Source organism: Enterovibrio norvegicus DSM 15893 (assembly GCF_900115495.1).
Taxonomy (GTDB): domain Bacteria; phylum Pseudomonadota; class Gammaproteobacteria; order Enterobacterales; family Vibrionaceae; genus Enterovibrio; species Enterovibrio norvegicus.
Window position 1 is genome coordinate 47083 of the sequence record NZ_FOWR01000004.1, and the last position, 21235, is coordinate 68317.

19 protein-coding genes are annotated in these 21235 nt (G+C 49.3%); 12 read left to right on the forward strand and 7 right to left on the reverse strand.

Annotated features, from left to right (window positions below; genetic code table 11):
- Nucleotides 1-25 precede the first annotated feature (25 nt).
- Both BM082_RS03490 and BM082_RS03495 read left to right on the forward strand, forming a co-directional pair.
- Nucleotides 26-2170 (forward strand): TRAP transporter permease, encoded by a 2145-nt coding sequence (locus tag BM082_RS03490; protein ID WP_074925321.1) that lies wholly within the window; start codon nt 26-28, stop codon nt 2168-2170.
- Nucleotides 2171-2328: 158 nt separating this feature from the next.
- Nucleotides 2329-2766: a DUF4399 domain-containing protein gene (locus BM082_RS03495; RefSeq protein ID WP_074925324.1), complete on the forward strand. Its 438-nt coding sequence runs from the start codon at nt 2329-2331 to the stop codon at nt 2764-2766.
- A 138-nt stretch (nt 2767-2904) separates the two neighbouring features.
- On the opposite strand, the gene BM082_RS03500 is transcribed toward BM082_RS03495, so the two are convergent.
- The 7 genes from BM082_RS03500 to BM082_RS03525 form a co-directional block, all read right to left on the reverse strand.
- On the reverse strand, nt 2905-3909 hold the full coding sequence (locus BM082_RS03500; RefSeq protein WP_074925398.1) for a succinylglutamate desuccinylase/aspartoacylase family protein: 1005 nt from the start codon (nt 3907-3909) through the stop codon (nt 2905-2907).
- An 82-nt stretch (nt 3910-3991) separates the two neighbouring features.
- Entirely contained in the window at nt 3992-5464 is a 1473-nt protein-coding gene (yfcC, locus tag BM082_RS03505) for a putative basic amino acid antiporter YfcC (RefSeq protein WP_208862513.1), read from the reverse strand.
- Nucleotides 5465-5813: 349 nt separating this feature from the next.
- Nucleotides 5814-6689, reverse strand: coding sequence for a DMT family transporter (locus BM082_RS03510; RefSeq protein WP_017015222.1), 876 nt, complete (start codon nt 6687-6689; stop codon nt 5814-5816).
- Between the two features lie 152 nt (nt 6690-6841).
- Nucleotides 6842-7045, reverse strand: a complete 204-nt coding sequence (locus BM082_RS24735) for a hypothetical protein (RefSeq protein ID WP_026024660.1) — start codon at nt 7043-7045, stop codon at nt 6842-6844.
- Nucleotides 7046-7264: 219 nt separating this feature from the next.
- Nucleotides 7265-7477, reverse strand: a complete 213-nt coding sequence (locus BM082_RS03515; RefSeq protein ID WP_026024659.1) for a hypothetical protein — start codon at nt 7475-7477, stop codon at nt 7265-7267.
- A 121-nt stretch (nt 7478-7598) separates the two neighbouring features.
- A complete protein-coding gene (locus BM082_RS03520; protein ID WP_017010996.1) occupies nt 7599-8114 on the reverse strand; it encodes a lipocalin family protein in 516 nt (171 codons plus the stop codon).
- 62 nt (nt 8115-8176) lie between these two features.
- Nucleotides 8177-8833 carry an SGNH/GDSL hydrolase family protein gene (locus BM082_RS03525; RefSeq protein ID WP_017010995.1) on the reverse strand — a complete coding sequence of 219 codons (657 nt, stop codon included), beginning with the start codon at nt 8831-8833 and terminating at the stop codon, nt 8177-8179.
- Between the two features lie 497 nt (nt 8834-9330).
- Between BM082_RS03525 and BM082_RS03530 the strand changes: the two genes are divergently transcribed.
- From BM082_RS03530 to BM082_RS03575, 10 genes are all read left to right on the forward strand, one after another.
- Nucleotides 9331-11061 carry a formate--tetrahydrofolate ligase gene (locus tag BM082_RS03530; protein ID WP_074925328.1) on the forward strand — a complete coding sequence of 577 codons (1731 nt, stop codon included), beginning with the start codon at nt 9331-9333 and terminating at the stop codon, nt 11059-11061.
- 151 nt (nt 11062-11212) lie between these two features.
- Nucleotides 11213-12391: a sterol desaturase family protein gene (locus BM082_RS03535; protein WP_074925330.1), complete on the forward strand. Its 1179-nt coding sequence runs from the start codon at nt 11213-11215 to the stop codon at nt 12389-12391.
- A 150-nt stretch (nt 12392-12541) separates the two neighbouring features.
- Complete coding sequence (locus BM082_RS03540; RefSeq protein WP_017010992.1) at nt 12542-13534, forward strand: dipeptidase; 993 nt, start codon at nt 12542-12544, stop codon at nt 13532-13534.
- 67 nt (nt 13535-13601) lie between these two features.
- Complete coding sequence (locus BM082_RS03545; RefSeq protein ID WP_074925333.1) at nt 13602-14132, forward strand: DUF5943 domain-containing protein; 531 nt, start codon at nt 13602-13604, stop codon at nt 14130-14132.
- A 223-nt stretch (nt 14133-14355) separates the two neighbouring features.
- Nucleotides 14356-16416, forward strand: a complete 2061-nt coding sequence (locus BM082_RS03550) for an NADH:flavin oxidoreductase (RefSeq protein WP_074925336.1) — start codon at nt 14356-14358, stop codon at nt 16414-16416.
- A gap of 20 nt (nt 16417-16436) precedes the next feature.
- Nucleotides 16437-18332 carry a (Fe-S)-binding protein gene (locus tag BM082_RS03555; RefSeq protein ID WP_074925339.1) on the forward strand — a complete coding sequence of 632 codons (1896 nt, stop codon included), beginning with the start codon at nt 16437-16439 and terminating at the stop codon, nt 18330-18332.
- A 5-nt stretch (nt 18333-18337) separates the two neighbouring features.
- Nucleotides 18338-19612 carry an electron transfer flavoprotein subunit alpha/FixB family protein gene (locus BM082_RS03560; protein WP_074925400.1) on the forward strand — a complete coding sequence of 425 codons (1275 nt, stop codon included), beginning with the start codon at nt 18338-18340 and terminating at the stop codon, nt 19610-19612.
- Nucleotides 19602-20372, forward strand: a complete 771-nt coding sequence (locus BM082_RS03565; RefSeq protein ID WP_074925341.1) for an electron transfer flavoprotein subunit beta — start codon at nt 19602-19604, stop codon at nt 20370-20372. Before BM082_RS03560 ends, BM082_RS03565 begins: the two co-directional genes overlap by 11 nt.
- Nucleotides 20373-20484: 112 nt before the next feature.
- Nucleotides 20485-20730 (forward strand): glutaredoxin family protein, encoded by a 246-nt coding sequence (locus tag BM082_RS03570; protein ID WP_017017008.1) that lies wholly within the window; start codon nt 20485-20487, stop codon nt 20728-20730.
- A 104-nt stretch (nt 20731-20834) separates the two neighbouring features.
- Nucleotides 20835-21179, forward strand: a complete 345-nt coding sequence (locus BM082_RS03575) for a metalloregulator ArsR/SmtB family transcription factor (RefSeq protein ID WP_017015231.1) — start codon at nt 20835-20837, stop codon at nt 21177-21179.
- The last annotated feature ends 56 nt before the right edge of the window (nt 21180-21235 follow it).

The following is a 21235-nucleotide window of genomic DNA, read 5'->3' on the forward strand; positions in this document are numbered from 1 at the left end:
TCTAGATGTGGGATAGGAGCGACTCATGAGCGATTCAGTAAAAAAGGACTTGGAAAAGTTCGAATTACCGACGCGCACCGATTTCCCTTGGGTGAACACACTTATCACCGTGTTAGCGGTGTTAATGTCAACGGTACACATTTGGTTTAATACATTATCTACCTGGTCAGAACTTTGGGTCTCCGCCACCCATTTCGCGGGTTTCGCTGTGATCTGTTTTCTTTGGTATCCCGCACATGCGTCAATGAAGCGAAACAAAATGGCACTGGTGGTGGATATTTGGCTCGCTTTAGCAGCGGTTGCCTGTCTTATCTACATTCCGTTCGCCGAAGATGCACTCTATGAGCGCGGCGTGAAATTCATCGCCAGTGATTGGTTTTTCGCGATTGTCGCCATCGTCATTGCGATGGAATTGGTTCGACGCACCATGGGTTGGTTTATCCCTGTGTTGATTGTTATCTGCCTGAGTTATGTGGTTTTTTGGGGCAAGTGGATGACGGGGATTTTTCATTTTCCGGGCTTGAGCATGGAAACGCTGCTTTACCGCAGTTTTTATTCATCAGAAGGCATGTTTGGCCCTATCTCTCGAATCAGCTGGAGCTATGTGTTCATGTTTATCCTGTTCGGGGCGTTCCTAGTGCGTTCGGGCGTAGGTGATTTCATTGTAAACATTGCACGTGCAGCGGCAGGGAAGGTGATTGGCGGACCAGGCTTCATCGCCGTATTGGGTTCAGGGCTAATGGGGTCTGTATCCGGTTCAAGCGTGGCAAATACCGTTTCAACGGGGGTCATTACGATCCCCTTGATGCAAAAAGCAGGCTTTCCTTCGCGCTTTGCAGCGGGCGTAGAAGCAGCGGCATCCACCGGTGGGCAATTGATGCCTCCAGTGATGGGCGCAGGTGCGTTTATCATGGCGTCTTACACCCAGATTCCTTACGTCGATATTATTGCCGTCTCTTTTGTTCCCGCGCTGATCTACTTTCTCTCGGTCGGCTTTTTTGTGCGGATTGAAGCGAAGCGCAGCAAAGTACAAAAAGTGGAGTCGGGTGAAGAATCCATCATGAAAGTACTCATCTCAGGTTGGCATAACCTGATCCCGATTGCGGTGCTGGTGACCTTGCTGATTGAAGGCTTCACACCCACCTACGCCGCGGGCATTTCGATACTGTCGGTGATTGCAGCCAGTTGGTTGTCGAAAGATCACAAAATGGGGCCCAAAGCCGTATTGGAAGCGCTGGCGTTGGGCGCAAGAAACATGGCTCCAACGGCAGTGTTGTTGGTAGGCATTGGGTTGGTGGTGAACGTGATCAGTACGACAGGCATCGGCAATACGTTCTCCCTCATGATTGATGGTTGGGCAAACGGCGATCTGTTGATCATGCTCGTTCTCATTGCATTGGCGTCATTAATTTTGGGAATGGGTTTGCCAGTCACGGCGGCTTACATCGTGTTGGGTACACTGTCAGCGCCAGCGTTATTTACCCTGTTGGCGGAAAATCAGTTGCTTGATTTGATGATCGCAGGTCAGTTACCTGAGCAAGCGAAAGCGATTTTTATGCTCGCCGCACCGGAGAAACTGTCGTTACTCAATGCGCCAATGACGTTGGAAGTGGCGAAAGAGATGTTGTTGCTCGTCCCCGCTGATTTTAAAGAAACCTTACTTGAGCAGAGTTTGGGTGTGGAAACCGTGGGCCTCGCACTGCTGTCTGCCCACTTGATCATATTTTGGTTATCGCAAGACAGTAATGTTACCCCGCCTGTTTGTTTAACGGCCTTTGCAGCAGCGACGATTGCACGTACACCCCCCATGTTGACAGGCATGACGGCGTGGAAAATTGCGAAAGGGTTGTATCTGGTGCCGATACTCATTGCGTACACTCAATTGATCAGTTGGAACATCAGCGATGTGTTGTTGGTGGGGGTGTTCGCCATCGTTGGCACCTATGCGATGATCGGGGCAATGGAAGGCTACCTTGAAGGGCCGCTCAATATCGCCTTACGGTTGGTTCTCCTTGGCACCTGTGTGCTTTTATTGTGGCCGAGTTTACCCATCGGACTTCGGTTGTTAGCGTGTGGAATATTCGCCGCGATTTTTATCTATAGCCGTTCGGTGGATAAAGCAGACAGTCAAGGCGCGGGATCAACAGACGTTGTTCACGACGAAAAATAGCATCCAGCACGTTGTCGTGTTTTGGGGGGATTTGTCTTCATTGGCGCTGCTTCACTCAGCGCCAATGTGAAAATCTCCGTTTGTCCCATTTCCTGACGCTTTGGATGGCGAACTCTCAACCACGCTATAAAGATATGCGATCACGAAAGGGTGGGTGGATGAATGCAGTCTTTGCGGTTCCATCACGGTTATTGGTTTATCTCGTTATCTTTTCGGCGCTACCATTTTCTGAATGTCTAGCAGCCTCTGCGCCTGAGAATGCCAACGTATATTTCATTGCGCCGACAGATGGGGATATTGTTTCGCGCCAGTTTGACGTGAAAGTTGGCGTTAAGCAGGGGAGTATTACGCCCGTGGGTGAGGCAGGGCCGAATTTGGGGCATTGTCATGTGCTTATCAATCTTGATGATTTGGTCGACTTATCAATGCCGTTGCCAGTGAACGCCAATATTGTGCATCTTGATGGCGGCGAGTCGGATGTCTCGCTTACGTTGCCTAGAGGGAAACATACACTTCAACTTCTATTGGGGGATGATAAGCATGTACCGCATTCCCCGCCTATATTCTCTCAACCTATTACGATCACTGTAAGGTGAACATGGTGCTGAAAGTGAAAGTGAAAGTGAAAGTTAAAGTGCCACACTCTGTGTAATCGTTAAATTGGAGCGAGCGCCGAATAAAAAAAGCCGCTCAAGTGCGGCTTTAGGAAGTGCGAGTATTGAGGTTGACGACTACTAGCTATAAGGGTGAATAATCCGAGCCACCAATGAACCTGCAGCACGCATTGATTCGACATTGTGGCTTAACAAAATGCCCGATTCTGGTGCACGGTATTGGTGAATTTCCTCACCAAAACTGTCGTATTGGATGGCGAGTAATTGGCCTTCTTCGACGAATTGCATCAGCTCGGCTTGTGGCAAAATAAAGCCACCTTGTTCCGCTCGGATGCTCGTCACCTTCTCACCTTCAACGGCCGGGACGAATGTCATTGTTTCGCCCTCAATAATGCCGTGGTACTTGAAAATGTTCATCACGCCACGCGTGGTGCGTTGTACCAATTCGATGTCTGTGTAACGCCCCATGCCAACTTCAACGGTAATGCTCGGAATACCGTTTTCATTCCACACGGTTTCCAAAATGCCCGGGTCGCCTGGGTCATTCAAGATGGCATCTGGGTTCATCAAACGTGCCATTTGCACGGCATCATCAATGCGAAAATCTGCAAAGGTATAAAGCGGATAAACCGTGCCTGATGTTTGAGTATGCAGGTCAATTGCCAACTCGGCATTCGGTTGAAGCAGGTGATGCCAAAGCGGGTAGATGTATCGTTGTACATCATTGCCCGTCGCGTCGCCTGGGAAAAAACGGTTTAGGTTACCGTTTGAGACATCAGGATCTGATGACACGAAATCACGGGTATGGTGTTTCATGCCCGTCAGGTTGACCGTCGGTACAATGGTCACGCAACCTGCGATGTCTTTACCTTTCAGTTCGCGCGCTATCTGTTGTGCGGTGAGAACACCATTGTATTCATCACCGTGAACACCCGCTGTAACCACGATGTTCTTACCCAATTTGCTGCCTTTGAATACCCAAACTGGCAGATGCTGATGCTGTGATAACGCATCGGTAGCAATGCGGAACCAAAACTTGTGCAGCCCTGCTTCAAGTGTGGTGACGTCAAGCGCGCTGATGACGTCTAGGCCATCAATTTTGTTGTTTTCAATGTATGTCGTCATTGCATTTTCTTGCTGTGAAAAAGGCGAGATGGTGATCTCGCCTTTGTAAATGTATGCGGTATAACGCGGAAGGCTTTTGCGGTTATGCAAAGCCCATCATGTATCCACCCACAACGGTGATACTTGCCATGATGAACAACAACAGCATAAAGCGCCACACGAACTTCACCCAATTACCCCAATCAATTCGACACACACCCAATGTGGCCATCAAAGATGCAGAGGTAGGAACGATGATGTTAGTAAAGCCGTCGCCCAGTTGGAAGGCCAAAACTGAAACTTGGCGTGTCACTCCTGCGATATCTGACAAAGGTGCCAACAATGGCATGGTCAATGCAGCTTGACCTGAGCCGGATGTCACGAAGAAGTTGAAAACGGACTGGAACACATACATCAACCACGCAGCCATCGCAGAAGGCAACTCGCTGATTGCGCTGCCTGCATTGTGCAAGATGGTATTCAAGACGCTCGGGTCTTCGGAACCACCACCCAATAGCAGCAACACACCTTTGGCAAAACCAACCAACAATGCGGGTGCTAGCATGATGCCAGCGCCTTCTTTGAAGGCATCTGCCACGTCATTGAATGTCATGTTGTTCAGGTTGAATGCGATTGCAATGATGGCAACCACAAAGCCCATGGTGAAAAACTGAGAGGCGATTTCTGGAATGTACCAGTCGTGCATGACCACACCCCAAACCACCCAAATGGTGGTTGCAACAACCGTCAGGATCACCAAGGTGTCGCCGAAACCCCAACGAGATACTTGAACATCGACGTCTTTGTTTTTCAGGTAGGCGTCGGACTCAAAACTATAAGACGCCGAAGGGTTTGCTTTGATGCGCGATGCGTACATCATGGTGAAGCCGATACCCACAAGGGTAAACACAGCCCACATGACCATGCGCATCGTCATACCTGACAACACGGGAACGCCCGCAATGCCTTGTGCGATGGCAACAGAGAAAGGGTTCATCCAAGAGGTCGCAAAGCCAACCTGCGTCGCAACATAGGTCACCATCACTGTGGTGATACCGTCATAGCCCAGTCGAACCATTAATGGCGCGATAATAATCGCAAATGCAACGGCTTCTTCGCCCATGCCGAACACTGCACCGCCCAAAGAGAACAGCAAAAACAAAGCGGGAATGAAGAGTGCTTCGCTGCCTTTGGTCTTGTCGATCAGTTTCAAGATGCCGTTATCAATGGTGCCCGTGCGCATCACGATGCCGAATGCACCGCCGATGATAAGCATGAACATGATAACGCCAATCGCGCTGCCCCATTTTGAACCGGATACTAAGCCTTCAAAGGGGAAGTTCATTAAGCCAATACCGCCACCAGAGGCGAAGAATTGGACTTTGTTGTAAACCATTTCGCCGCTTTCGTCGGTTACGTAGCGGAAAGATTCTGGGTTAATGACAGTTCGAGATTTTTCTACGCCGTCTGCCATGAAAGAGACTTGCTGGCTATCGAATTGACCCACAGGGATCAAATAGGTCATCGCTGCCGCTAATAACCCAACAATAAAAATCAGGATCAAGGTGTCTGGCATTTGCCACTTTTTTACACCTGATGATGAATCCTGAGTGGAAACATGAGGTTGAGACATTCCATCACTTCTCAATATCTATAAGGGGCATAAAATGTCGTTAAAAGCGAATAAGAAGTCAATTGATTTGGGTGGGCGGGTATAAATAATCGATGACTACTTGTTTTTGCTCAAATACCAGACGAAATAACTGACTATAAATTGAACGCTTGATCGTGTGTAAGAGAAGTACAAGTAAGGGAGCAACGCTGAAAAAAGTGAAGAAAAATTGAATTCAGAAAGAAGGTGGCCGGTCGGTGTAACCAAAAGCTGCGATTGAATAGATACGCAGCCTTTTCCCAACCAGCCGTGATTAAGACAGTGACAATTTCGGTGCTTTCATCACCAAATACACCGCCAATGCGCAACATGCGAAGCCAATCAATGTGGCGCCAGAGAAGGTTTCGTCGAAAAACAGCCAACCTTGGATCGCGGCCAATGGCGGAACCAGGTAAATGTAGGAAGTGACTTTTGACGCCGCGCCTTGACCGACCATGTAGAGGTATAGGAGAACCGCGATCACTGACAACACAAGTACCGACCACAACATAGTGAGGCTAAAGGTGATTGTCCATGTCACTTGGAAGCCTTGAATGAACCAAACAATCGGTAAAAAAACGGCAGTCGCTGCGACATATTGCCACATGGCGGAGGCGACCAAATTCATCTCCTGACAAAAGCGTTTTTGATAGAGAGTACCGAACGTAATGCCAAGCAGGGCGGAACCGACAAACATATAGGCATAAAGTGGTTGTGCATCAAGCCCCCAGCTCATCTTGCCTTGCACCACGAAGGCAATACCGATAATCCCAGCCGCTAGCCCAAGCCATTGCGCGAGATTGAGCTTCTCTGATGAAGTATTCACGACGATCACTGCGGTGAGAATAGGTTGAAGCCCGACTAACAAAGAAGAAAGGCCAGCGGGCATGCCGAGCCCAATCGATGCAAACACACCCCCAAGATAAAATCCGTGGATGAGTAATCCAGATACGAGCGCGTGGATAATTTGCATGCCTTTCGGCATGACCGGTTTCATGACCAACAAAATCGCGACAAATACCAATACGTTTAGCGTCATGCGGATAAGCAGAAACGTCGCGGCATTCGAATCAATAAGCCCGAATTTCGCCCCAACAAACCCTGTGCTCCAGAGCAAAACAAAAACAAAGGGAATAGCGGCGTTAAGCATGAGCGGGCGATCCTTGCATGTGGACAATCTAAGACGTGAAGATTGATTAAAACCTAAGCAACGCAGGTGCACAAGGTTGAAACGCAAGGAAGATGTGCTTCTCGTGTTATCTCACGCCAATGTATTACGACAAGGATTCGTGTTTGCAGACACTAGGAGTGAAATTCGTTTCCACAGTGGGTGCATTGGCGGTGTGCTTGCCCTGAAATCATGGAGCCAGAGAGGCCATTGAAGAGTGATTTGATAAAACTTGTGCCGACGGAGTCTGACGCTTTGTAATTTTCGACATTGGGAAAGTCATGAGGGGTAACAGATTTACAATCGGTGCAATAGAGACGGTAATTATAGGTTTCCATGAGAATGCCTTTTCAGTGACTGCTAAAAGCTAGCTCTATGGTTTTAAAATAAAAAAGAGGTTTGTGGAAACGATAAAAAATCACACCGTGAGCAAAATCTCACTCCCCAAATAGTCGCGAGAGAAAGTGTGCTTTATGCGTCGTTTTGCGTATTTTCTGGCAGGGTAAAAAACAAGCGAAGCGCGAAGCGTCAAGATAAAAAAGAGATGGAAAACGCCCTTACAGCAGGGCGCTTGCAACAACAGTTTGGCTATCAAGCGTCTTCTTTAGCCGCTTGTTTTTGTTCAATTCAATTCTGTATGCCATGAGAAGGGCCGAAAGGTCGCCCACTTTTACCGTGCACTCGCCATCATGGGAGAGCGAGTCAACCGCATCCTGATTGATGCGATTGAGGGTATTTCGCATTGCCGCCGTATCGGTAATAACCGTCATGCTTCGTCTACTAAAATGAAAAACCGCCGACATTTAACCAAAACGAAGGAGAAATGTTTAGCGGTTTCCAGAGGCTATCAGCGAGCTTGTTGATAGTTTAATCAATCAGCGTCGAATGTGACTAATTTTGCACCGACAAGATCACCTCTTCAGTATCAAATCCTTTTTCTTCAGCCTGTCTTAAAAAGCGCGCGAGCAACGCATCTGATACAGTTGGTGTGCGCGACAGTAACCACAAATAGTTCGTGTTGTAGCCCGATACAAAGGCATATTCGTAGTCTTTACCGAGGTCAAAAACCACATAAGAGGAGAAAAACGGACCAAAGAATGACACTTCTAGATGACCGACAGAGTCGTTATCGACGAAATACGCTCGACCGACGGCTTCAGACCACGCCTGCTCGTCTGCTTTAAATCCGCGGTTGACCACCTTGATGCCCCCGTCTTCTTGCAGGCTGTATTCTGCTGTCACTTTGCTCATGCCGCGTTCGAAAGAATGGTCGAGGCGAGCGATTTCATACCACTTACCGAGATAGCGATCTTTATCAAACCCAGCGACAGGGGTAACGCCCTCGGGCACAGAGTGGCACCCAGAAATAACCAAAAGCGCAACTACAATGGCGAATTTTTTAATCATATCGATTCTTCTTATTGTGTGTATTTTCAGATCAATACGCGGATAAAATCCTTTGCGATCAATTAACTGAATACATCTTGTTTAGATGGCTTGTTAAACAAGCGTGCAAGGCCTTCAGCCAATGCCTCATGGCCCTGAGCATCCAAGTGTAGTCCATCAATGGGGGATGCTTCGCAAACCTCGGCGGCGTCATAAAATGCACAGCCTTCTTCTTTTGCCACTGCGCGATAAAATTCAGCGAGCTGAAGGGATTTTTGACGCCCATGATGAAAACCGGTCGCCCAATTGTTTTTGTCATGCATTGGAGGAGGAGACACAACCAGAATGTTTGGTGAAGTCTGGCCTGCATTGTCAGTATCACGAACTTGGCCTACCAACTTTCTGATGCCTTCAGCTATCCACGCCGGCTCTGATGGGAATTGCGATTTCAAATCGTTCGTACCGAGCATGATCACTATCCAATCAAGGGGACGGTGACTCAGTAACAACATGGGAAGCGCCGAGCTGCCATCTCGATGTGGTTTCATCGGGTCGTTCCAGACTGACGTGCGGCCGTTCAAGCCTTCTTCTATCAAATACCAACGTACATCGGAGGGGGCCGATTTATTGAGTGAATCTGCCAAGCGAGATGTCCAACGAACACCTTCTGGCCAGCGGTGGCCGTTTGAAGGGTTATATCCCCAAGTGTTTGAATCACCGAAACACAGAATCCTTGGCATGGTTTTCTTTCTCCTCAATCCATTGAGGTAAGAGTGTAACCTTAAGAAAGACGGAGGTGGTATTCGAACATCCATTATCTGGAATGCTTTTCTTTGAGTTTTTGACGCGTTTACTCTCTGCCATGTCGCGGTTGGAATACTGCAAAATCAGAATTACACCCATCTTAGAAGCAGGCAAATGAAAGTGTAAACTGACAGGAATGCTGTTGATAATACGTACAAAATAGCGCATATACCGTAAGTTGAAGACAAATCGGTGGTGAAAAAAACGTGCGTTAATATCGAGAATTGACCAACATCAACCTATTGTGTTCACCGTTCTTGTCTACTTACGCTGCGATGCTTTATACCCAAGCAACTTTAAGATTCAGGTTATTTGGGTATATGTCATCGAGCTCAGTGGCTATCTGCCCTGTTAGATGCCAAAAAAGCGCTTTCTAATGAGCTTGGTGAGATGCTGTCACTCGCGCGCCACTATCCCAGCATAAGCGGCAGGCATGGTGAACAATAAACATAATGCAGTACTGGTAGAAACCACTATGACAACGTTACCTCCTCCCGGCTCGCCGGATATTGATATTGCACGTGCAGTAAAACCATGGCCTATCTTCGAAGTGGCGCAGCGTAAACTCGGCATCGCGCATCACGCGCTGATCCCTTATGGACACTATAAAGCTAAGCTCGATTTGGCACAGATTGAAACCAAGACCAAACTGGGTAAATTGGTGTTGGTCACCGCCATTACACCGACACCAGCGGGTGAAGGAAAAACCACCACAAGCATTGGACTGACTGACGCGCTAAATGCCATCGGCATTAACGCCAGTGTCTGTTTACGTGAACCATCGCTTGGCCCTTGTTTCGGCGTGAAAGGCGGTGCCGCAGGCGGCGGTCGTGCTCAAGCCATCCCAATGGAAGATCTGAATCTGCATTTCAATGGCGATTTTCATGCCATTACCTCTGCGCACAATTTGCTTGCAGCATTGATAGACAACCATATTCATTGGGGTAACGAGTTAAACCTAGACCCTCGTCGTATTACGTGGCGACGTGTGATGGACATGAATGATCGTGCCCTTCGCAACACGCTGGTGGGGCTTGGTGGACCTGCGCATGGTCAACCGAGAGAATCGGGCTTCGACATTACTGTGGCGTCAGAAATCATGGCGATCTTGTGTTTAGCCGAAGACAGAAAAGATCTTCAAAAACGTCTCGGCAATATCATCATCGGTCGTAACCGCGACAATCAACCTGTGACTGCACGAGAGCTAGGCGCTGAAGGCGCGATGACCGTGCTGCTTAAAGAAGCGATTCAACCCAATTTGATTCAAACCTTAGAGCACAATCCTGCGCTTATTCACGGTGGCCCTTTCGCCAATATTGCGCACGGTTGTAACTCTGTGATGGCAACCCGCACCGCGATGGCACTCAGTGATGTTGTGGTGACCGAAGCAGGCTTCGGTGCCGATCTCGGAGCGGAAAAGTTTATCGATATCAAATGCCGTATGTCGGGCCTAATGCCTGATGCCGTCGTGCTGGTGTGTACAGTGCGGGCATTGAAAATGCAGGGTGGTGTGCCAAAAGCCGACTTGGATGCGATTAACGTTGAGGCCGTCATTGAGGGTTCTTCTAACCTCTCCCGCCACATCAAAAATTTGCAGCAATTTGGCTTAACCCCGTTGGTGGCTATCAACCGATTCCCAACCGATGATGATAAGGAATTGGCCGCGATAAAAGAGGTTTGTTTGTCGTTAGGTGCACCCGTTGAAGAAGCTCAACACTGGGCGGAAGGTGGCCTCGGTGCCAAAGCTGTCGCGGAAGGTGTGAAAGCCATGTTGGATGGCGAAAAGCCCGACGTAAAATTCCTCTACGACAATGCACTGCCGATTGACGACAAAATTCGCACTGTCGCGACGAAACTCTACGGCGCTTCAGACGTGCAATTTAATATCGCCGCACAAAAGCAACTGGACGAAATCCAGGCGCTAGGCTTTGGTGATTTGCCGATTTGTATCGCCAAAACGCCTTACAGTTTCTCTGCTGACCCCACACTTTTGGGTGCGCCAAGCGACCATATCTTGCCCGTGCGCGAGCTTCGCTTAATGGCAGGCGCGGGTTTTGTGGTCGCCATCTGCGGCGATGTCATGACCATGCCTGGCCTACCAAGAAAACCTGCAGCGTTGAGTATCTCGTTGGATGACAACGGGGAAATTGTTGGGTTGTTCTAAACCCATCTAAAACGTCTTCGCCAATATTGCTACAAAAGTGACAAATAGCGCGACGAGAGGTCGCGCTTTTTGTTACTTGGCTTTTGCCGGTGTTTGTCAAAGCTTCAAGCATGTAGAGTGCTCCCAAATCAAGAAGTAATGGGGAGATGTTATGTGCAAAAAGGAAAGGCCGTATCAATATCGTGAGCGAAACGTCGAGTTAGATGCCGATCGGGCATTTCGATTTGGTGAAGGGAAAATCAGTGGGTATTTGTCTGTATTTCTCGGTGCTTTATCGCTTCTTGCTGTGCTTGCTTATCTGTTTCCTTCCTACCTAACAACCACTGAACTTCGCAAAGCGTATGACGCTGAAAGCCTGCAACAGGTCTTAAAATACGGCATGTACTTCTCCCTCTTTTTCGGTGCAATGACCCATTTTTTAAAGAAGTACCGTCGCCTCGGATGCACGGGCATGTTGCTGACATTGATCGCGTTTGGTCTTGGCGGTTACACCGTCCCGGTTGGGCCAGTAGAACCCAAATCGCTGTCACTTGGTGTTGATTGGCTCATTCTGGCGTTTTTAGGCTCGGCATTAGTCTTTATTACGCTAGAGAAGCTGTTGCCTAAATACAAAAACCAAGTGATTTTACGCGAAGAATGGGAGACGGATTTCTTTTACTTCTGTTTCAATCATCTCGCGATTTCCGCCATTTTGATTTATGCCAACTACCATACCAGCCACTTTAGTTGGGCGGTGAGCGGCTCTTTTCAGGAAACCATTCAATCTCTGCCAACGATTGTGCAATTCGCGATGATCGTGATTGCGGCTGATTTCGTGCTGTATTGGGAACACCGTTTGTTCCATGAAGTGAAGCTACTGTGGCCAATACATGCTGTGCATCATTCCGTGAAGAATCTCGATTGGTTGGCAGGGTCGCGTGGGCATTTTCTCCAAGTGTTCTCTGAGCGCGCAATGGTCATGGTGCCATTGTATTTATTGGGTCCGTCTGAAAGTGCGTTGAATGCATACGTCATCTTCGCTGCGCTCCAAGCGGTACTGATCCACTGCAACACACGTATGCATTTTGGTGTGCTCAAATACATCTTCGTCACGCCGCAATTTCATCATTGGCACCACAGCTCTGAAAAGCCGGCGATTGATACCAATTACTCTGCGCACTTGGTTCTGTTTGATTGGTTGTTTGGCACCATGCACATGCCCACTCAACATTGGCCAGCGGAATATGGCACAACAAAGCCGTTGCCGAAAACCATCATTGGACAATTGTTATATCCCATTAATGTATTGAGAAATATAACAAAAAACGAAGAAGACGAACGCGTAAATTAAAGGCAAATTCTCTGGAATTTTCACGGCATCGTAGAGTGTGTTTTTCCCTGACGCATTCCCGCCATAAGTTGTCGCAATCGTGTCGCTGAAATTAGAGCTTGTTGGTTAACTTGGAGGACATACAAGGATAAAACTAACAAGGACAGCGCAATGTCGGACATCAATCCAGCCGCGGCGAAACTTCATAGTGACTCTATCATCATTGATGGACTCATCATCGCCAAGTGGGACCGGGCTCTGTTTGAAGATATGGCCAAGGGCGGCTTAACGGCCGCCAATTGTACTGTATCTGTATGGGAAGGCTTTCAAGGCACCATTGATAACATCGTTGAATTTAATCAACTCTTTCAAGAAAACAGCGACTTAATTCGTCCTGTTCATACCACGCAAGACATCCTCCGTGCGAAAGAAGAAGGAAAGACGGGGGTTATCCTCGGCTTCCAAAACGTACACGCTTTCGAAGATAAACTGGGCTACATCGAGATCTTCAAAAAGCTCGGTGTGGGCATCGCGCAAATGGCGTACAACACCCAAAACTTGGTTGGCACAGGCTGTTACGAACGTGATGGTGGCTTATCGGGGTTTGGCCGTGAAGTCGTTGCTGAAATGAACCGTGTTGGCATCATGTGTGACCTTTCACACGTTGGGCCAAAGACATCGGAAGAAGTCATCCTCGCATCGAAAAAGCCTGTCTGTTATTCCCACTGTCTGCCGCTGGGTTTGAAAGATCATCCTCGAAACAAGTCTGATGAAGAACTTAAGTTTATTGCCGATCACGGCGGCTTTATCGGCGTCACCATGTTTGCTCCTTTCTTGAAAAACGGCATTAACTCAACGATTGAAGATTACGTCGAAGCCATCGATTACATCGTGGATCTGGTGGGTGAAGATTGTGTTGGTATCGGCACCGATTTCACGCAAGGTCACGGGCAAGATTTCTTCGAATGGATCACACATGACAAAGGCTACGCCAGAAGACTGGTGAAGTTCGGTGAAATCATCAACCCGAAGGGGATGCGCACTGTGGGTGAGTTTCCAAATCTCACGGAAGCCTTGCTTGCCAATGGCTGGTCACCAGAAAAAGTACAGAAAGTGATGGGCGGGAACTGGGTCAATGTCCTTAAGGATGTATGGGGCGAATAAGTTCGTCGCATGACCTGTTGAATTTAACCAAGCCAAACCGGAATAACCAACTTATAAGGAAAGTACCATGGGGCATCATCCACCAGAATTACCCATCAACGTCGATGACGAAACCGGCGTTTGGAGTACCGATGGGCTACCCATGCTGTATGTGCCGCGCCACTTTTTCATCAACAATCATGCGGCGGTTGAAGAAGCATTAGGCGCAGATGTCTACGCTGATTTGCTCTACAAGGCGGGCTACAAATCCGCTTACTTTTGGTGTGAACAAGAAGGGGCAACCCACGGTATTTCAGGCGCTGAAGTGTTTGATCACTACATGAAGCGTTTGTCGCAACGCGGCTGGGGGCAGTTCTTTATCGAACAACTTGATGTGTCCCAAGGCACAGCGCGAGTGCGTCTCGAGAATTCCGCATTCGTGTATTACTACGGAAAAAATAACCGCAAAGTGGATTACATGTTCACGGGGTGGTTCGCAGGCGCGATGGATCAAGTGTCTGAAAGTGTTGGATTCCCATTGAAAACGCAAGCAGTCCAATTGCAAAGCGGCTCAGAAGAAGGCTGTGATGTTGGGGTGTTTGAGGTGAAGCCGATTTAAAAGCAGGTGCGAGAGAGGGTAGAGAAAGAGCAGAGTTGAGGTACGAGAAAAAGCAAAAGCAAAAGCTACAGAGCTTGAGTCGATGCGTGGCTTCAACACACTCTTTCGAAACTCGAAACTCGAAACTCGAAACTCGAAACTCGAAACTCGAAACTCGAAACTCGAAACTCGAAACTCGAAACTCGAAACTCGAAATCTGCATTCAAAATAATAAGGAAGTGCAATGTCCCAGTTTGATGCCATTTTTCAACCGCTTGCTATCAACAAGCTGATGATCAGAAATCGCGTGATCAGTACGGCCCACGCCGAGGTGTATTCGACGGAAAATGGCATGCCGACTGAGCGCTATATCCAGTATTACGAGGAAAAAGCCAAGGGCGGTATTGGACTGTGTGTCTGTGGCGGTTCTAGCCCTGTGTCGATTGACAGCCCCCAAGGTTGGTGGAAATCCGTCAACATGGCCTCTGACGATGTGGTTCCTCATTTACAAAATCTTGCAGATGCCATGCACAAGCATGGCGCGGCGATCATGATTCAAATTACGCACATGGGGCGTCGCTCGCGGTGGGATGGTGGCGAATGGCCATCATTGATGAGCCCTAGTGGCATTCGTGAGCCAGTGCACCGTGCGACGTGTAAAACCATTGAGCCGGAGGAAATTTGGCGCGTTATTGGCGACTTCGCAAAAGCCACCAAACGTGCAAAAGATGGCGGTTTAGATGGCGTAGAGCTCTCGTTTGCTCACCAACATCTCGTTGACCAGTTTTGGAGCCCGCGTGTCAATAAGCGTACAGATGAATGGGGGGGCAGTTTCGAAAACCGCATGCGCTTTGGTGTTGAAGTGCTAAAAGCCGTGCGCGACGAAGTTGGGCCCGATTTTGCGGTCGGCATTCGTATGACGGGCGATGAGTTTCACCCTGATGGTCTCAACCAAGACGACATGAAAGAGATTGCCGCTTATTACGATAGTCTGGGCATGATCGATTTCTTTAGCATCGTGGGATCAGGGTGTGACACCCACAACACGCTTGCGAACGTTATTCCGAACATGACGTACCCGCCAGAGCCGTTTATTCACTTGGCAGCAGGCATTCGTAGTGTCGTTAATGTGCCAGTGATGCATGCGCAAAACATCAAAGATCCAGTACAAGCGGCGCGTGCCTTAGAGAGCGGCTTGATTGATTTTGTGGGTATGACCCGTGCCCACCTTGCCGACCCCCACCTCATCACCAAAGTGAAACTGGGACAGACAGATCAAATTCGCCAATGTGTCGGCGCGAATTACTGCATCGACCGCCAGTACCAAGGCATCGATGTGCTTTGTATTCAGAATGCCGCGACCTCTCGCGAGCAAACCATGCCGCACATCATCCAAAAAACAGACGGTCCAATTCGCAAGGTAGTGATTGTTGGTGGTGGCCCTGCGGGCATGGAGGCGGCACGCGTCTGTGCGGAGCGTGGGCATCAAGTGACGCTGTTTGAGAAAAACAGCGAGCTAGGCGGGCAGATCACCATTGCAGCACAAGCGCCACAGCGCGAACAAATTGCGGGTATTACGCGTTGGTTTGATCTTGAACTTCGCCGCCTTGGTGTGAACTTAGTGTTTGATGTGACCGCTGATGAAACGATGATCTCGGCAGAAAATGCTGACGTGGTGTTACTCGCTGTGGGCGGTAAACCTTTCGTGAATCAGATGCCTGAATGGGGCGCAGACGATGGTTTGGTCGTGAGCAGCTGGGATGTGCTCAGTGGTGCGGTTGAGCCGGGTAAAAACGTCGTAGTGTATGACACGATTTGTGAATTTAGTGGCATGTCAGTAGCGGATTTTCTCGCCGCCAAAGGGGCACAAGTTGAAATGGTCACTGATGACATTAAACCCGGGGTGGCAGTGGGAGGCACCAGCTTCCCTACCTACTACCGTAGCCTCTATACCCGAGATGTCGTGATGACCTCTGATTTGATGTTAGAGAAAGTCTACAAAGAAGGCGATGCCTTGATCGCGCACTTTGAAAATGAGTACACGGGTGTGAAAGAAGAACGTGTGGTTGACCAAGTGGTGATTGAAAACGGGGTTAGGCCGGATGAAGCACTTTATTACGCGTTCAAAGACGGTTCACGCAACAAAGGGCAAATCGACATTGAAGCGCTGTTTGCAGCGCAGCCTCAGCCTACTTTTTCCGAACAAGGCGAGGGCTATTTGTTGTACCGTTTGGGTGATTGCAACGCGCCGCGTAATATTCATGCGGCGATTTACGACGCCTTACGCCTTTGTAAAGACCTGTAGCATTTGGCGAGGTGAGCGATATGTCCGCAGCGCTAATTGGTCCTCTTCTCCTCCTTGTGATCGTGCTTGCTGCGATTGGCGCAGGGAGAAGAATCAACATGTGGCGTCAGGGTAAGCCTGATCACATTCCCTTTTTTAAAGCCATCACCGCCATTCTGCCTCGTTATCTTCATGACTTGCATGATGTGGTGGCGCGAGACAAAAAATTTGCCAATACCCACGTGGCAACGGCGGGGGGCTTTGTTGCCTCCGTGCTTGTCATGCTGGTGGTGTATGTGTTTGGCGGTGACGCGTCAATAACCTATGGCTTGCTGGCGGTGACCTTTTCTGTCATGAGTGTTGGCGCGTATCAGGTCAAAAAACGCCGCGAAAACCCGCCGCCGAATTTGTCTAAAGGTGCTTGGCAACGCCTTCCTTATAGCTTGTTGGTGTTCTCACTCTCAGGCCTTTGTATCTCCATCATCCAACTTCTTGGCTTCGTCAATATATCCATTGTCGTCACCTTCTTTTTGATTGCGGGTGTACTGCTTGGCTTAACGGAACTGATATTTGGCATGACGTGGGGGGGCCCGATGAAGCATGCCTTCGCGGGTGCGCTTCACTTAGGTTTTCACCGACGCCAAGACCGTTTTGCGGAAGGACGTTCCACAGGGCTTAAACCCATTGATTTGAATGAAAGCAAACTCGGCGTCGAAATGGCGACGGATTTCCATTGGAATCAGCTATTGGGGTTTGATGCCTGTGTGCAGTGTGGGCGCTGTGAAAAAGTCTGCCCTGCGTTTGCAGCAGGTCAGCCGCTTAATCCGAAAAAGCTGATCCAAGATCTCGTGGTGGGCATGGCGGGTGGCGATACTTCTCACTATGCCGGTAGCCCTTATCCAGGAAAGGAGGCGAGCAAAGAAAGCGCGAAATGTGGCGCACCGGATACGCCGTTGTTTGAAAGCTTGTTGGACACAGACACCGTGTGGTCTTGCACCACATGTCGTGCGTGTGTTGAAGAGTGTCCGATGATGATTGAGCATGTTGATGCCATCGTGGACATGCGCCGTCATTTGACCTTGGCCAAAGGTGAAACCGCAGGGAAGGGGTCGGACTCGCTCGATAATTTGATCGCGACGGACAACCCGAACGGTTTTTCTCCATCGAATCGCGCCAACTGGTCAATTGATTTGAAGCTTGATGCGATGTCAGACGTGGGTCGTGCCGATGTCCTCTTGTGGGCGGGAGACGGCGCGTTTGATTTAGCCTATCAGCGCACACTTCGCGCCGTGGTGGCACTGCTTCGCCAAGCCAAGGTGAACTTCGCCATTTTAGGCAATGAAGAACTAGACAGCGGCGATCTTGCGCGTCGATTAGGCGACGAAGCAACGTTTCAGCGTCTCGCAAACGCTAACGTTAACACCCTGAATAAATACAGCTTTGAAACCATAGTCACGCCTGATCCTCATGCCTTTCATGTGTTGAAAAATGAGTATGGCGATTTTGGCGGCGACTATCAGGTCATGCACCATACCGAGTTTCTAGCCGAACTGGTAAAAACCAACAAACTGACGCTCACCGAAGCCAAAACGCAAGACGTCACCTATCACGATCCTTGTTATCTTGGCCGTTACAACGGTGGCTATGACGCACCACGATATCTGCTCACCGCCATGGGGTTTACCCTTAATGAGATGGAACGATCAGGTTTTCGTTCACGCTGCTGTGGTGGTGGCGGTGGTGCGCCAATCACGGACATTCCTGGCGAGCATCGCATCGCTGATATGCGCATGGACGATGCACGAGAAACGGGGGCGGATCTGGTCGCCGTTGCTTGCCCTCAGTGTGCAGTGATGTTGGAAGGTGTGGTGATGCCACGACCAGAAGTGAGAGACGTGGCCGTGATGCTGTTGGATCGCATTGAGAAAGAGGGGTAGCTGTGATGAGCGATGATACAAAACCAAGCGTACCTCTGAGGCGTAATCGACGACTCGAATGCATCGCGCGTAATCGCCTGCATCCCGAACATGCCGCCCTCATGGCATCGCAAAACATCATGCTCGGCGGCACAAACCGAAAAGATCCGCACCATGTTGGGTTCTTTACCCCTGAAGGCATTAAGCGTATTGATCGATCTGGCGAGACGTCAGCGGGTGCGGGCATCGCGGCAAAATCGGTTGAACAAAGTTTGCCAAGAAAACACATCGCATCGCCGTCGGGTTATGTGGTGGTGGTGTCAGATGGCGACAGCGAAAAACTGTCAACGCTCGATAAAGACATGCTGGGTTTGGCGCAGCAATTGGCGGCGCGACACGGCGATGATACCGCCGTGTTGTTGGTCACTGTTTTTGCGCGACACGATGATTTTTCAGCAGCGGGCGCTGACCGTGTATTGGCGCTCAATGCCCCTGCCACTTACTCTCCTGAGCAGTGGCTTTCAGCGTTACTTTCGCTTGAATCGTCTCTTATGCCCGTTCACTGGATTTTCCCCGATTCGGGCTTGGTGGGCGGTGATTTAGGGCGAAAACTCAGTGTCGAATTCAATGAAAGACCCGCTACGCGCGTTCGAGGCTTGGTAGACACACAAGCAGAGAATGTGCAGATCGAGTGTGGTAGCGGTGATGCAGGGCGAACGGTGACCCGACAACTCGCTCGCGTCTTGTTGGTAGAAGAACAGGTGGCAGATCCGATTTCCGGCTACGTCACGGATGCGTCGTCAATGGAATCATCACTGATAGACACTTTACTAAAGATCGCCTTTGACACTGATCAGGCTTGTGCCATTGAAGATGCTGGCAGCGTGGCGGTTGATCCCAAAAACATCCCGCTGCCCGAAACAGGTTTTATCCTTTCTGGCGGAAACGGCGTGCGAAATTGGGCGTTGTTTCATCAATGTGCAGACGCGTTAGGCGCAACCGAAGGGGCAAGCCGCGTAGCGGTCGATAATGGGCATATGCCCAGAACGACACAAGTGGGCGCATCAGGGACTTATGTTAATGCCAAGGTGTATATCGCAGTAGGTATTTCTGGCGCTATCCAGCATCTTCAAGGGATGACACAGTGCGATACGGTCATTGCGATAAATGCAGATCCTGCTTGTGACATGGTAAAACGCGCAGACCTTAGCATCATTGCGGATAGCTCTGAGGTGATGCAAGCCCTCGTGGATGCGGTTCAAGGTTCGACAACCAGCAAGGAGCTCAGTGATGCAAGTTAGTGACGACATCATGGTGTTGGTTTCCTGCGGGCATCACCCGCTTTCTGGCAGAGAACGACGTGCTGAGAGAGATGCAAAAGCGCTCGACATCGCGCTGCAATATACGGCTTCACCACGTGTGGTGTTTGCGGGTGATCCCGAATGCTCGGCATTACGTGACTATTTGGGCATGGGCGTGCCTGAAATCGATGTGCTCTCCCAAAAGGCAGATGCCGATGTGAGTGTTGCGCTTGCCAGTTACGTACATCAAAAGTCACCGCGTCTAGTCCTATGCGGTCATCGTGCAGAGCAAGGTGAATCGTCGGGAATGGTGCCGTATTTGGTGGGAAAACGTTTGAATGCCGCAGTGGTGCCAGACGTGGTTGATATTTTGGCTCAACATGCAGAATCCGTTGAAGTGTTGCAAGCGCTCGCGGGTGGTCAACGCCGCCGATTACAGGTTCAACTTCCCGCCGTGTTGATTGCCAGCGCATCCGCACCTGCGGCGCGGCAAAGTGCGTTTACTAAGGCGAGAGATGGCGTGATTCATTCATTGAGTGTGGTTGAAATTGAAGACGCAGAGTTGAATACGTGGCACTGGCAAGTGGCAAAAAAACGGGCCAAACGTGTAAAAACAGTGGCAGCAGCTTCATCGAGCCGGGATCGATTTCGCGCGGCAACAGCAGCGCCTGCTTCATCCGGTGGGAAGGTCATGCACAACCCCACACCTGAAGAAGCTGCTGAATCAATCATGCAGCTACTCAAAGAAAAGGGCGTCTAGGTCGCCTTGAATAAACTGTCGTGTTCTTTGCTGTAATTCATTAGACTTTCGCAATTCCCAGCCAGCCTTGATGAGCGCATCTTCAGGTTGCTTGGGGTTGCATTTGAACATGATGAATTCTGGAGGCCGCGTGAAGCGCATTACAATATATACCAGCCGACAATGTGCGCACTGCAACGCGGCGAAACAATTTTTTGATAGTAAGAAAATTGCTTATCGAGAATGCGATGTAGGCACACCTCGTGGGAAAAAAGAACATGCAGCATTGGGTGCACGCGGTGTACCCGTGATAAAAATCGGCGATAAAGTACTGCATGGATTCTCCCCAAAAGCTGTCGAACAAGCCCTTAAATCGTAACCCTCTTCTGCCCCTAATCTTTCTGCTGCAATGTAATCGTCACTTTACATATGGAAAAACATATATAAAGTGACGTTATTCAATCAAATAATCCCGAAGGCCTCATGTCTCCTGTCAATTTCTATAAATGCTTAGCTGATGAAACGCGCTTGAAAACCCTGTTGTTGTTGGAGCGAGAAGAAGAGTTGTGTGTCTGTGAATTGATGGCAGCGTTGGATGAGAGTCAGCCTAAAGTGTCTCGTCATCTTGCCCAACTGCGAAAGTGTGGCCTTTTGACAGACAGACGCCAAGGTCAGTGGGTGTTTTATCGAATCAACGCTGATTTGCCTGCCTGGGCAAAAGATGTATTAACGACCACGATGAAAGCTAACGCTACGTTTTTAGAAGACGACATGGCGCGTTTATGCCGCATGGGTGATCGCCCAGCGCGCGCTTCCGCATGCTGCTAAAAAATTTGAATTGATATATATGAAAAATCATATATATCGGATTAATGAGATAAAAA